We start from the raw sequence: 13,056 nt of genomic DNA, 5'->3' as shown, positions 1-13,056 counted from the left end.
CGGGACGCCCCTTCCGTGAAGCCGCTTCCCGGGAAGCGCCTCCCGGCACGGAGCGCCCGCATCCCTTCGCCTGCCAGACTGGAGGGGTACCCGCCCCCGAACAAGGACCCCGAGATGACCCGCGTGATCGCCGGCGCAGCCGGTGGACGTCGCCTGGCGGTCCCGCCAGGGACCGGCACCCGCCCCACCTCCGACCGCGCACGCGAGGGACTCTTCTCCACCTGGGAGTCACTGCTGGGCGGCCCCCTCGGCGGCGAGCGCGTCCTCGACCTGTACGCGGGCTCCGGCGCAGTGGGCCTGGAGGCCCTGTCCCGGGGCGCGAGCCACACCCTCCTCGTCGAAGCCGACGCGCGGGCCGCCCGCACGATCCGGGAGAACGTGAAGTCCCTCGGCCTGCCCGGCGCCGAGGTCAGGGCCGGCAAGGCCCGGCAGATCGTCCAGACACCGGCGGCGGACCCGTACGACCTCGTCTTCCTCGACCCTCCGTACGCCGTCTCGAACGACGATCTTCGGGAGATTCTGCTCACACTCCGCTCAGGGGGCTGGCTCGCGGCCGATGCCCTCGTCACCGTGGAGCGCAGCACCAGAGGCGGGGAGTTCCCCTGGCCCGACGGCTTCGAGGCACTGAGGGCCCGTCGCTACGGCGAGGGAACGTTTTGGTACGGTCGCGCCGCCTCTACGTGCGAAGACGCACGATGACCGGACTGGAGAGCGAGGGCCCACAAGTGCGCCGTGCCGTCTGTCCCGGGTCGTTCGACCCGATCACCAACGGACACCTCGACATCATTTCCCGCGCGTCTCGTCTGTACGACGAGGTCTATGTCGCGGTCATGATCAACAAGGCCAAGAAGGGCCTGTTCGAGATCGACGAGCGGATCGACCTGATCCGCCGGGTCACCGCCGAGTACGGCAACGTCCGGGTCGAGGCCTTCCACGGCCTCCTCGTCGACTTCTGCAAGCAGCGCGAGATCCCGGCCATCGTCAAGGGCCTCCGCGCGGTCAGCGACTTCGACTACGAGCTGCAGATGGCCCAGATGAACAACGGCCTCTCGGGCGTCGAAACGCTGTTCGTACCCACCAACCCCACCTACAGCTTCCTCTCCTCCTCCCTGGTCAAGGAGGTCGCCACCTGGGGCGGCGACGTCTCCCACCTGGTGCCGCCGCTGGTCCTGGAAGCCCTGGGCGAGCGGCTCAGGAAGGACTGACCCCGGGACCGGTCTCCTGACGGCTCGTCACCCGCTGTCCGGCGGACACCTCATGGCCGTACAGTCGTCCCGTCCGTCTCCAACACAGCGCAGAGAGTGGCGAGCAACCGGTGGACGTGCAGAAGAAGCTCGACGAGATCGTCACGGCGGTCTCCAGTGCCCGGTCGATGCCGATGTCGGCCTCGTGCGTGGTCAACCGCGCGGACCTGCTCGCCCTGCTGGAAGAGGTGCGCGCGGCCCTTCCGGACTCCCTCGCGCAGGCCGAGGAGCTGATCGGCGGCCGTGAGCAGATGGTCGAACAGGCCCGCCAGGAGGCCGACCGGATCATCTCCACCGCGCACGCCGAGCGCGGCTCCCTGATCTCCGACACCGAGATCGCCCGCCGCTCCCAGGACGAGGCGGACCGCATCCTCGCCGAGGCCCGCAAGGAGGCCGAGGAGGTCCGCGCCGAGGCCGACGACTACGTCGACTCCAAGCTCGCGAACTTCGAGGTCGTCCTCACCAAGACGCTCGGCTCCGTCGGCCGCGGCCGCGAGAAGCTCCTCGGCACCGGACCCGGCACCGACGAGCACGGCTACGAGGACGAGGACGCCCCCGAGCGCAGCCACGACCCCGAGACCCTGCGCCGCGACGCCGACGCCTACGTCGACACCAAACTGGGCGCCTTCGAGGCGGTTCTCGCCAAGACCCTGGACGCGGTCGGTCGCGGCCGTCAGAAGCTGCACGGCCGCATCGCCACGGACGATCTCGGCGCCCTCGGCGACGACGCCACCACGTTCCAGCACTCCTCCGACGCCGACTACCTCGCCGACCTGACCGCCCTCGCGGAGCAGGACGCCGCGGCGGCCCAGCCCGTCCAGCAGCCTTACGAGCAGCAGGAACCGCAGCCGGCGTACGGCTACCAGCAGCAGGTGGACCCCTACGGGGGCTATCAGCAGCAGCAACAGCAGCAACAGCAGCAGGGGTACGGCCAGCAGGACGCGTACGGCTACCAGCAGCAGGCCGACCCCTACGCGTACCAGGGTTACGACACCCAGCAGGCCCCCTACGACCCGAACCAGGCCGGGCAACAGCCCCAGCAGCAGCACCAGCAGCAGGTCCAGCAGGGATACGCCCTCGACGAGACCAGCCTCTTCGACACCGGCATGATCAGTGCCGAGCAGCTGCGCGCCTTCGAGCAGGAACGCGGCCTGTAGAACGGCCTTGAACGAGGCCTGTAGGACGGCCCGGAACGGCCCGCGGCGCCGGGGCGGCCCGGCGAAGGGGCCCGGATTGGGCTGTGGGCGAATGCTCCAGTATCCTGGCTCTTCGGTCGCGTGTACGTCCGCGATCACAGCTGCCCGCAGCACCGTGGGACAGCATCCCCCGAGCTCAGAAGATCGAAAGCAGGAATGGCCCTGAACGCCCGCCTCGACCACCGCAAGCCTCTCGTGTTCGACACACACGAGCTGGGGCGGCGTCCTGGTGCGCTACAGCGCCTGACCCGCGAGTTCGAGGCTCCCCGGGATCTCGGGATCCAGGGAGTGATCGGAGTGCCCGAGGGCGCCCCGGTGGAGCTCGAGCTCCGACTCGAGTCGGTCATGGAAGGTGTGCTCGTCACAGGCACCGCCCGTGCACAGGCCGAGGGGGAGTGCGTAAGGTGTCTGGAGCCGCTGGAGCTGGAGCTCGAAGCGGACTTCCAGGAGATGTTCTCGTACCCTGACGCCGACGACCGGGGCCGCCCCAAAGCGGAGCCGGTCGACGACGCCGAGGAAGACGAGGACAGGCTCTTCATCGAGGACGGCTTGTTCGACCTCGAACCCGTGCTGCGCGATGCGGTGGTGCTCGCACTGCCGATGCAGCCGGTGTGCCAGGACGACTGTCTGGGCCTGTGCTCCGAGTGTGGAGCGCGGCTCACGGACGACCCGGACCACCACCACGACGCCACCGACATCCGTTGGGCGGCATTGCAGGGACTCGCCGGTTCACTCGAAGACGGCGAGAAGGACGAGATGAGTGGCGAAGCGCCTCGATCGGCGCCCGCCAACGAGAAGCAGGAGAAGTAGCCGTGGCTGTTCCGAAGCGGAAGATGTCGCGCAGCAACACGCGCCACCGCCGGTCGCAGTGGAAGGCTGCGGTCCCCACCCTGGTTGCGTGCGAGCGCTGCCACGAGCCCAAGCTGCAGCACATCGCGTGCCCGTCTTGCGGCACCTACAACAAGCGCCAGGTCCTCGAGGTCTGAGCGGCTGGTGAGAGGCTTCATGTCTGACGCCAAGGCGGACACGACCGCCAAGAACAAGGCGGACACGGCCTCGTCCCACACGCTTCTGGAAGGGCGGCTCGGCTATCGGCTCGAGTCCGCCCTTCTGGTGCGTGCGCTGACCCACCGTTCCTTCGCATACGAGAACGGCGGTCTGCCGACGAACGAGCGGCTGGAGTTCCTCGGGGACTCCGTGCTCGGCCTCGTCGTCACGGACACGCTGTACCGCACCCACCCCGACCTGCCCGAAGGCCAGCTGGCCAAGTTGCGGGCCGCGGTGGTCAACTCGCGTGCGCTGGCGGAGGTCGGTCGTGGCCTCGACCTGGGTTCCTTCATCCGGCTCGGCCGGGGTGAAGAGGGCACGGGCGGCCGGGACAAGGCATCCATCCTCGCCGACACCCTCGAAGCGGTGATCGGCGCGGTCTATCTCGATCAGGGCCTCGACGCGGCCTCCGAACTGGTGCACCGCCTGTTCGACCCGCTGATCGAGAAGTCCTCGAACCTCGGTGCCGGCCTGGACTGGAAGACCAGTCTCCAGGAGCTCACCGCGACCGAAGGCCTCGGCGTCCCCGAGTACCTGGTCACGGAGACCGGCCCCGACCACGAGAAGACCTTCACTGCTGCTGCCCGCGTCGGAGGCGTCTCGTACGGCACCGGCACCGGCCGCAGCAAGAAGGAGGCGGAGCAGCAGGCCGCCGAGTCCGCGTGGCGATCCATCCGGGCCGCGGCGGACGAGCGTGCCGAAGCGGCGAAGGCCGTGGTGGCCGCCGACGGCAGCCCGGACCCCGAGTCCGCCTCCGCCTGACCGACAGCGCAACAGCAGAGAACCGGAAAAAGCAGAACAGCGGTACGAGACGAGCGCCCGCCCCCCTGTCGGGAGGCGGGCGTTCCGTACGGGGGATCCCATGCCCGAGTTGCCCGAGGTCGAAGTCGTCCGGCGCGGTCTGGAGCGGTGGGTCGCCCATCGCACGGTCGCCGAGGCCGAGGTGCTGCACCCGCGCGCCGTACGCCGTCACACGGCCGGCTCCGACGACTTCGCGCACCGGCTCGAGGGTCACCGCATCGGCACCCCCAGCCGCCGGGGCAAGTATCTGTGGCTGCCGCTGGCCGACACGCACCAGGCGATCCTCGCCCACCTGGGGATGAGCGGTCAGCTCCTGGTCCAGCCGCACGAGGCGCCCGACGAGAAACATCTGCGGGTCCGGGTGCGCTTCGCGGACGAGGTGAACACCGAACTGCGCTTCGTCGACCAGCGCACCTTCGGCGGCCTTTCGCTGCACGACACCACCCCCGAGGGCCTTCCGGACGTCATCGCGCACATCGCCCGTGACCCCCTCGACCCGCTGTTCGTCGACGAGGCGTTCCATCAGGCCCTGCGGCGCAAGCGCACCACCATCAAGCGCGCCCTGCTCGACCAGTCGCTGATCAGCGGGGTCGGCAACATCTACGCGGACGAGGCGCTGTGGCGCGCCCGGCTGCACTACGACCGTCCGACCGCGAACTTCACCCGTCCCCGCACGCTCGAACTCCTGGGCCATGTCCGGGACGTGATGAACGCGGCGCTCGCCGTGGGCGGCACCAGTTTCGACAGCCTGTACGTCAACGTCAACGGCGAGTCGGGCTACTTCGACCGGTCGCTGGACGCGTACGGCCGCGAGGGCCTGCCGTGCAGGCGCTGTGCCACGCCGATGGTCCGGCGCGCGTGGATGAACCGGTCCAGCTACTTCTGCCCGAAGTGTCAGAGGGTGCCGCGCGTGCCGTCGTAGTGCTCGCGGGCGGCCAGGACGTCACCCATACGCCCCTCCAGGCAGTGGATGAGGGACAGCAGTCGCTCGGCGACCTCACGCCCCAGCGGCGTCAGTTCGTAGTCCACGCGGGGCGGGTTGGTCGGCTGTGCCTCGCGGTGCACCAGGCCGTCGCGCTCCAGCGCGTGCAGCGTCTGGGACAGCATTTTCTCGCTCACGCCGTCGACCCGCCGGCGCAACTCGTTGAAGCGCAGCGAACCCTCGTACAGCGCCCCGAGCGTCAGTCCGCCCCAGCGGCCCGTGACGTGCTCCAGCGTGCCGCGCGAGGGGCAGGCCTTGGCGAACACGTTGAACGGGAGGTTCCGGTCCTCCGCGCGCTCCTGGGTGATGTCCATACCGCAAGCGTACTCGAAGGCAGCGCTAGCCGACAGGTTGCACTAACCATAAGTTAGTGCTTTCCTATGGTCACTGCTTTCGACCTGCCCTATTCGAGGAGCGCCCATGTCCACGCCTGTCATCGCTGTCGCCTACCACTCCGGCTACGGCCACACCGCCGTGCTCGCCGAGGCGGTCCGCGCCGGGGCCGCCGACGCCGGGGCGGAGGTGCGTCTGATCAAGGTCGACGAGATCACCGAGGAGCAGTGGGCGCTGCTGGACGGCTCGGACGCGATCGTGTTCGGCTCGCCGACCTACATGGGGACCGCGTCCGGTGCCTTCCACGCCTTCGCCGAGGCGACCTCCGCGCGCTGGGCCACCCAGACCTGGAAGGACAAGCTCGCCGCCGGGTTCACCAACTCCGGCTCCAAGAGCGGCGACAAGCTGCACACCCTCCAGTACTTCCAGATCCTCGCCGCGCAGCTCGGCATGCACTGGGTCAACCTCGGCCTGCTGCCCGGCTGGAACAGCAGCACCGCGTCCGAACACGACCTCAACCGCCTGGGCGTCTTCCTCGGCGCGGCCGCGCAGACCAACGTCGACGAGGGCCCGGACGCCGTCCACAAGGCCGACGTGGCGACGGCGGAGCACCTGGGGCGGCGGATCGCCGAGACCGCGGCCATCTTCCTGGCCGGCAGCGCCCAGGCCGCTTGATCGTTCTATGCGGGGCCAGGCCCCGCCGGTCGGTCCGTCTTCGGGGCTGGTAGCCGAAGAAACGAAGGGCCGGTCCCCGACCTGCGGCCGTGCGATCGATCAACGCTGCGACCTGCGACTCGGCTGTCGGTGGTGGTCAGCGTTGGTCGTCGTTGAGCGCCCTCCGACGGCCCGGGGACGGCCCGGAGGGTGGGGACCCGCCCTCCCGCGTCAGGAGCACGGCTTTTCCGTCCTCCGCGAGCAACGAGCGGCTGTACCCGGCTAGGGCGTGGAAGGGCTTGGGGTACCCGTACGCCGGATCATCACCACGACGTGCCGGGCATATTCCCGGCGTGTCCAGAGTCGTACAGGCCCCGCGGACGAGTCACATTCGATCACCAGCGCACCGGTCGGGAGCCGCCACACTTCGCGCGAGGTCGCCTCGCGTGCACGGACGTAGTCCAGATCCGTCGGGAGTTCACGCAGCCGTGTCCACGGCCGCCGAGGTAAAGCAGGCGGCCGACTGACCACCAAGGGGTCAGGCGCGCTTCTGACCTGACGTCACCCACCACTCTCCCCAGCGCCCATCCCGTCTGCTGTCGACCCGCACGCCCGGGAGAGTTCCTGGCCTTCTGACCTGTGGTTGTCTCAGTAGCCGAAGTCCTGTGTCCACCAGGGGCCGCCCGAGCCCAGGTGGACGCCGACGCCCAGCGTCTTGAAGTCGCAGTTCAGGATGTTCGCCTTGTGGCCGGGGCTGTTCATCCAGGCCTCCATGACCGCGGCCGCGTCGGCCTGGCCGCGGGCTATGTTCTCGCCGCCGAGGTCGGCTATGCCGGCCTTCGCCGCGCGGTCCCACGGGGTCGCCCCGTCAGGATCGGTGTGGTCGAAGAAGCCGCGCGCGGCCATGTCGTCGCTGAACTTCGCGGCGAGCTCCGAGAGCGAGCTATTGGCGGAGACCGCGCTGCACCCGACCTTGGCCCGCTCCTCGTTGACCAGCTTCAGCACCTCGGCCGCGGCCTGCGCCTCGGCGGAGACCGTCACCGGGGACTCGGACTTCTCCGGTGCCTTGGTGGCCGTCTTCGACTTGGACGGAGTGGTCTTCGGCTCCTTCGAGGGCGTGGCCTGCGGCTTCTCGGTGGCCGTCTCGGCCGGCGTCGCCGACGGGGCGGAGGTGGAGGGGGAGGCGGAAGGTGCCGTGGAGGTGGAGGGCGTGGTCGACCGGCCGGCGTCGCGGCTGGTCGACGTGCCACCGCGTTCGGCGTCGGCGGAGCCGGACGTGCCGCCCTGCTCCGAGGCCGAGTTGCTCGGGGAGCCGGCGGCCTGCACCTTGTCGCCCGCGCCGCTGCCGCCGCCGAGCTGGTAGTTGTCGAGACCGGGCACCACGCCCGTGGCCACCGCGACGGTGCCGATCGCGACCGCGGCGGAGACGCCCAGCAGACCCGTCTTGACCGGCGTGGCGACCTTCCGCTTGCGGCGGCGGCCCGCCCCGGCCCGGTTCGCGCCCGGAAGGGCGCCGTCGTCGGGCCGGAAGCCGTCAACCGCGAAGACCGCGGTGTCGGCGTGGGCGTACTCGTCGGCGTGGGCGTACGCGTCGCCGGTGGCGTACAGGTACTCCCGGCTCCTGGCGACGGAGTCGGCGTACGCCTCCGGGTTCAGGTACGGCGCGATGCCCATCGTGGGGCGGTCGTCGGCGTACGAGTCCTGCGGGGTGTGGCTGTCCGCGTGCGAGCCGTGCGTCTGTGTGACCCCTGTGGCGCGGCCCGGGGCGGCGCGGCCGGCGGCGGAGCGTCGGTGGCGTCCCATGTCCTTGCCTTCCTCGTCCAAGCGGTGTTCCCAGCGGTTCCCATACGGTCGGCCGGGGTTGCCGGGGCGCCGGGGTGACGTGCGACCCCTGGGCCTTCTGCTCAACCTGACTCACTCGATCGAGTGAGTTTCATATGAGAATCATTGGGTGGGGACGGTACCGCATGGGCCTGAGGGAGGAAGTGCTCCGAGCGAGTTTGCCCGGTTAGGTTGCACCCATGAACGAGGATGTACGGCTGGTCGCCTGGGTGCGCGGACACGTCCAGGGTGTGGGTTTCCGCTGGTTCACCCGGGCCAAGGCGCTGGAGATCGGCGGCCTGAGTGGTTTTGCTCTCAATCTGGCCGACGGACGGGTCCAGGTCGTCGCGGAAGGGGCCCGAGAGGGCTGTGAGGGGCTGCTCGGATGGCTCCTGGGTGACGACACGCCCGGACGGGTGGAGGGCGTCACCGAGATATGGGACACACCGCGCGGCGGCTACGACGGCTTCGCGATCCGCTGAGCGATCCGCGCGGAGCGGCCCGGAACGGGCGGCGGTACATGCCGGTGGCACCTGCCCGCAGGGAAAGGGGCAGGTGGTTGCCAAGAAACGCTTGCAGTGGGAGGCTCCGCACGTCAGGATGATCGCCACGCACCGAGGGCCCCGCAGGAGTCGCAGCGCCGCCGTTCAGGCCGCGCGCCACCGGGATGCCCGCCAATACGGGGCGTGATCGTGTTGACCGTCAAACTTTTTGGTGAGACGCTGAAAGCACCCCGCGCACCTCAGCTGTTTGGCATGGATGAACGGCAGCACAACAAGATCCTGGCAAGCACCGCGGGTGCGAATCCCTCACGACCCACACCGCTTCGGTCGGTCACTCATTGTGGAGGACCATCCATCATGGCAAAGGCGCTTCTCGGTTACGTCGGCGGCTCCGACCCGCGACTCCTCGCCGAGATGCGACGGCTCCAGCAGCGTGTACAAGACCTGGAATCCGAGCTCGGACGGATCCAGGCCGAAAACGACGCGCTGACGGCTGCCGCTTCTCACGAATCGCTTCTGGAGAGCATCGACGCACGCCAGGCGGAGCCTGCGCTCACCTGATCGCTGCACCGCTGCACAACGGCATACGCAGAGGTCGGGCGGCTCATCTCACCGCGTCGGACCGCTAAGTTGTCAGAGTTTGCAAGGGACGCTTCGGCGTCCCTTCTTTCTTTCCCCCGCCCGTCTTTCCCGCCGTCTTTCTGCCGCCCCTTTGTTCCCCCGCGCATCCTTTCAGTCTCTTAACGTCTGGTGTGCCCTGCGCGTTCACAGGTGAAACCGCGGGTTCATGGAGTGAGACACCCCCGGAAGGTAGAGTCCAGCGCCGTGCACCTCAAGGCCCTGACCCTCCGGGGGTTCAAGTCGTTCGCCTCGGCGACCACGCTCCGGTTCGAACCGGGGATCACCTGCGTGGTCGGACCCAACGGTTCGGGCAAGTCCAACGTCGTGGACGCGCTCAGCTGGGTCATGGGCGAGCAGGGCGCGAAGTCGCTGCGCGGCGGCAAGATGGAGGACGTCATCTTCGCCGGCACCACCGGCCGCCCCCCGCTGGGCCGCGCCGAGGTGTCCCTGACCATCGACAACTCCGACGGGGCGCTCCCCATCGAGTACGCCGAGGTCACCATCACGCGGATCATGTTCCGCAACGGCGGCAGCGAGTACCAGATCAACGGCGACACCTGCCGGCTGCTCGACATCCAGGACCTGCTGTCCGACTCCGGCATCGGCCGCGAGATGCACGTCATCGTCGGCCAGGGCCGGCTGGACTCCGTCCTGCACGCCGATCCCATGGGCCGCCGCGCCTTCATCGAGGAGGCCGCGGGCGTCCTCAAGCACCGCAAGCGCAAGGAGAAGGCGCTCAGGAAACTGGACGCCATGCAGGCCAACCTCGCGCGCGTGCAGGACCTGACCGACGAACTGCGGCGACAGCTCAAGCCCCTCGGCCGCCAGGCCGCCGTCGCCCGTCGCGCCGCCGTCATCCAGGCCGACCTGCGCGACGCCCGGCTGCGTCTGCTCGCCGACGATCTCGTACGGCTGCGGGAGGCCCTGCGGACCGAGGTCGCCGACGAGGCCGCGCTCAAGGAGCGCAAGGAGGCCGCCGAGCAGGAACTGCGCAAGGCACTCCAGCGGGAGACCCTCCTGGAGGACGAGGTCCGCCGGCTCGCACCGCGCCTGCAGCGCGCCCAGCAGACCTGGTACGAGCTGTCGCAGCTCGCCGAACGGGTCCGGGGCACGATCTCGCTCGCCGACGCGCGCGTGAAGAGCGCCACCTCCGCGCCGCCGGACGAGCGCCGCGGCCGTGAACCCGAGGACATGGAGCGCGAGGCCGCCCGCGTCCGCGAGCAGGAGGCCGAGCTGGAGGCCGCCCTCGAAGCGGCCCAGCACGCGCTGGACGACACCGTCGCCCACCGCGCCGACCTGGAGCGGGAGCTCGCGGTCGAGGAACGGCGGCTGAAGGACGTCGCCCGGGCCATCGCCGACCGCCGCGAGGGCCTGGCCCGGCTGAACGGCCAGGTCAACGCGGCCCGTTCGCGTGCCGCCTCCGCCCAGGCCGAGATCGACCGGCTCGCCGCCGCCCGCGACGAGGCCCAGGAGCGGGCCGTCACCGCGCAGGAGGAGTACGAGGAGCTCAAGGCGGAGGTCGACGGCCTCGACGCGGGCGACCAGGAGCTCGCGGAACGGCACGAGACGGCCAAGCGGCGGCTCGTCGAGGCGGAGGCCGCCCTCACCGCGGCCCGCGAGGCGGTCACCGGGACCGAACGCAGACGTGCCGCGACCCAGGCACGCCACGAGACCCTGGCGATGGGCCTGCGCCGCAAGGACGGCACGGGCGCGCTGATCGGCGCGCGGGACCGGCTGAGCGGACTGCTGGGCCCGGCCGCCGAACTGCTGACGGTGACGCAGGGGTACGAGGTCCCGCTCGCGGCGGCCTTCGGCGCGGCGGCGGACGCCCTCGCCGTGACCTCCCCGTCCGCGGCCGCCGAGGCGATCCGCCTGCTGCGCAAGGAGGACGGGGGCCGGGCCGCGCTGTTGCTGAGCGGCGCCCCCGACGACGTGCCCGAGGAGCCGCGGGAGGCCGAGGGACCGCGGTACGCCGCCGACCTCGTGCGCGGCCCCGACGATCTCCTGCCCGCCGTACGGCGTCTGCTGCGGGGGATCGTCGTCGTCGGCACACTCGAGGACGCCGAGGAGGTCGTCTACGCCACGCCCGGTCTCACCGCCGTCACCGCCGAGGGCGACCTGCTGGGGGCGCACTTCGCGCACGGCGGCTCCGCCGGGGCGCCGAGCCTGCTGGAGGTGCAGGCGTCCGTCGACGAAGCGGCCGCCCAGCTCGAGGAGCTGGCCGTGCGGTGCGAGGAGTTGACGGAGGCGCAGCACACGGCGGCGGAGCGCCGCGGGGAGTGTGCCGCGCTCGTCGAGGAGTTGGGGGAGCGGCGGCGGGCCGCCGACCGGGAGAAGTCGGCCGTGGCCCAGCAGCTCGGGCGGCTCGCGGGACAGGCGCGGGGCGCCGCCGGTGAGGCCGAGCGGTCCGCGGCGGCCGCGGCGCGGGCGCAGGAAGCGCTGGACCGGGCCGTGGAGGAGGCCGAGGAGCTGGCCGAACGGCTGGCCGTCGCCGAGGAGATGCCGGTCGAGGAGGAGCCCGACACCTCCGCGCGCGACCGGCTCGCCGCGGACGGGGCCAACGCCCGGCAGACCGAGATGGAGGCGCGGCTCCAGGTCCGTACGCACGAGGAGCGGGTGAAGGGGCTGGCCGGACGGGCCGACTCGCTGGACCGGGCCGCGCGGACGGAACGCGAGGCACGCGCGCGTGCGGAGCAGCGGCGGGCGCGGCTGCGGCACGAGGCCGCCGTCGCGGAGGCCGTCGCCCGCGGTGCGCGGCAGCTGCTCAGGCATGTCGAGGTGTCCCTCGGGCGGGCCGAGGCGGAGCGCGTCGCCGCCGACGCCGCGAAGGCGCGGCGCGAGCAGGAACTGGCCGCCGCCCGCACCGCCGGTCGCGACCTCAAGGCCGAGCTGGACAAGCTGACGGACTCGGTGCACCGGGGCGAGGTGCTCGGCGCCGAGAAGCGGATGCGGATCGAGCAGCTGGAGACCAAGGCGCTCGAGGAGCTGGGGGTGGAGCCCGCGGGGCTCGTCTCCGAGTACGGGCCCCACCAGCAGGTGCCGCCCTCGCCGCCCGCCGAGGGCGAGGTGCTGCCGGAGGACCCCGAGGACCCGCGCAACCAGCCGAGGCCCTTCCTGCGGGCCGAGCAGGAGAAGCGGCTGAGGGCGGCCGAGCGCGCCTATCAGCAGCTCGGCAAGGTCAACCCGCTCGCCCTGGAGGAGTTCTCCGCGCTGGAGGAGCGCCACAAGTTCCTCAGCGAGCAGCTGGAGGACCTCAAGAAGACCCGGGCCGACCTCCTTCAGGTCGTGAAGGAGGTCGACGAGCGGGTCGAGCAGGTCTTCACCGAGGCGTTCCGGGACACCGCACGACAGTTCGAGGGCGTGTTCGGCCGGCTCTTCCCGGGCGGCGAGGGGCGGCTGATCCTGACCGACCCCGACAACATGCTCACCACGGGCGTCGACGTCGAGGCCCGGCCGCCCGGCAAGAAGGTCAAGCGGCTCAGCCTGCTGTCCGGTGGCGAGCGGTCGCTGACCGCCGTCGCCATCCTGGTGTCGATCTTCAAGGCCCGGCCCAGCCCGTTCTACGTCATGGACGAGGTCGAGGCGGCCCTCGACGACACCAACCTCCAGCGGCTGATCCGCATCATGCAGGAGCTCCAGGAGTCCTCGCAGCTGATCGTGATCACGCACCAGAAGCGCACGATGGAGGTCGCCGACGCGCTGTACGGCGTGTCCATGCAGGGCGACGGTGTGTCGAAGGTCATCAGCCAGCGCCTGCGGTGATTCGCCCGTAGCGGGGTATCCGAAAGCAAGCTCCGAGCGCTGCTTCAAGAGTTGAACACATTGTCTCCACCTGTGCGCTGAAAAGTCACAGT

The 13,056-nt window shown here is 70.6% G+C and carries 13 protein-coding genes; 11 read left to right on the top strand and 2 right to left on the bottom strand.

Annotated elements, in window-relative coordinates; all coding sequences use genetic code 11:
• Window positions 1–114 precede the first annotated feature (114 nt).
• From rsmD to mutM, 7 genes are all read left to right on the top strand, one after another.
• A complete protein-coding gene (gene rsmD, locus OG440_RS10375) occupies window positions 115–699 on the top strand; it encodes a 16S rRNA (guanine(966)-N(2))-methyltransferase RsmD (protein WP_406006560.1) in 585 nt (194 codons plus the stop codon).
• A 26-nt stretch (window positions 700–725) separates the two neighbouring features.
• Complete coding sequence (gene coaD / locus OG440_RS10370) at window positions 726–1,205, top strand: pantetheine-phosphate adenylyltransferase (protein WP_406011309.1); 480 nt, start codon at window positions 726–728, stop codon at window positions 1,203–1,205.
• A 110-nt stretch (window positions 1,206–1,315) separates the two neighbouring features.
• A complete protein-coding gene (locus OG440_RS10365) occupies window positions 1,316–2,401 on the top strand; it encodes an ATP synthase F0 subunit B (protein WP_406006559.1) in 1,086 nt (361 codons plus the stop codon).
• Between the two features lie 195 nt (window positions 2,402–2,596).
• On the top strand, window positions 2,597–3,250 hold the full coding sequence (locus OG440_RS10360; RefSeq protein WP_406006558.1) for a YceD family protein: 654 nt from the start codon (window positions 2,597–2,599) through the stop codon (window positions 3,248–3,250).
• Window positions 3,251–3,252: 2 nt separating this feature from the next.
• Window positions 3,253–3,426 (top strand): 50S ribosomal protein L32, encoded by a 174-nt coding sequence (gene rpmF, locus OG440_RS10355; RefSeq protein WP_007493396.1) that lies wholly within the window; start codon window positions 3,253–3,255, stop codon window positions 3,424–3,426.
• Window positions 3,427–3,445: 19 nt separating this feature from the next.
• Window positions 3,446–4,249: a ribonuclease III gene (rnc, locus tag OG440_RS10350; protein WP_406006557.1), complete on the top strand. Its 804-nt coding sequence runs from the start codon at window positions 3,446–3,448 to the stop codon at window positions 4,247–4,249.
• A gap of 100 nt (window positions 4,250–4,349) precedes the next feature.
• Entirely contained in the window at window positions 4,350–5,210 is an 861-nt protein-coding gene (gene mutM, locus OG440_RS10345) for a bifunctional DNA-formamidopyrimidine glycosylase/DNA-(apurinic or apyrimidinic site) lyase (RefSeq protein WP_406006556.1), read from the top strand.
• Here mutM and OG440_RS10340 read toward each other — a convergent pair.
• Complete coding sequence (locus OG440_RS10340) at window positions 5,183–5,584, bottom strand: winged helix-turn-helix transcriptional regulator (RefSeq protein WP_406006555.1); 402 nt, start codon at window positions 5,582–5,584, stop codon at window positions 5,183–5,185. The two genes, mutM and OG440_RS10340, sit on opposite strands and share 28 nt — an antisense overlap.
• A gap of 106 nt (window positions 5,585–5,690) precedes the next feature.
• Between OG440_RS10340 and OG440_RS10335 the strand changes: the two genes are divergently transcribed.
• Entirely contained in the window at window positions 5,691–6,278 is a 588-nt protein-coding gene (locus tag OG440_RS10335; protein ID WP_406006554.1) for a flavodoxin family protein, read from the top strand.
• A 627-nt stretch (window positions 6,279–6,905) separates the two neighbouring features.
• On the opposite strand, the gene OG440_RS10330 is transcribed toward OG440_RS10335, so the two are convergent.
• Window positions 6,906–8,060, bottom strand: coding sequence for a CAP domain-containing protein (locus OG440_RS10330; protein ID WP_406006553.1), 1,155 nt, complete (start codon window positions 8,058–8,060; stop codon window positions 6,906–6,908).
• Window positions 8,061–8,278: 218 nt separating this feature from the next.
• On the opposite strand from OG440_RS10330, the gene OG440_RS10325 reads away from it, so the two are divergent.
• From OG440_RS10325 to smc, 3 genes are all read left to right on the top strand, one after another.
• Entirely contained in the window at window positions 8,279–8,560 is a 282-nt protein-coding gene (locus OG440_RS10325; protein WP_406006552.1) for an acylphosphatase, read from the top strand.
• Between the two features lie 378 nt (window positions 8,561–8,938).
• Complete coding sequence (locus OG440_RS10320; RefSeq protein ID WP_020128723.1) at window positions 8,939–9,142, top strand: hypothetical protein; 204 nt, start codon at window positions 8,939–8,941, stop codon at window positions 9,140–9,142.
• Between the two features lie 264 nt (window positions 9,143–9,406).
• Window positions 9,407–12,964 carry a chromosome segregation protein SMC gene (smc, locus tag OG440_RS10315; RefSeq protein ID WP_406006551.1) on the top strand — a complete coding sequence of 1,186 codons (3,558 nt, stop codon included), beginning with the start codon at window positions 9,407–9,409 and terminating at the stop codon, window positions 12,962–12,964.
• The last annotated feature ends 92 nt before the right edge of the window (window positions 12,965–13,056 follow it).

Origin of the sequence: Streptomyces sp. NBC_00637 (assembly GCF_045161545.1) — a bacterium.
In the GTDB taxonomy this organism is placed as follows: domain Bacteria; phylum Actinomycetota; class Actinomycetes; order Streptomycetales; family Streptomycetaceae; genus Streptomyces.
The sequence above is the reverse complement of the archived record's forward strand: the minus strand, read 5'-3'. Positions and strand labels throughout refer to the sequence as shown.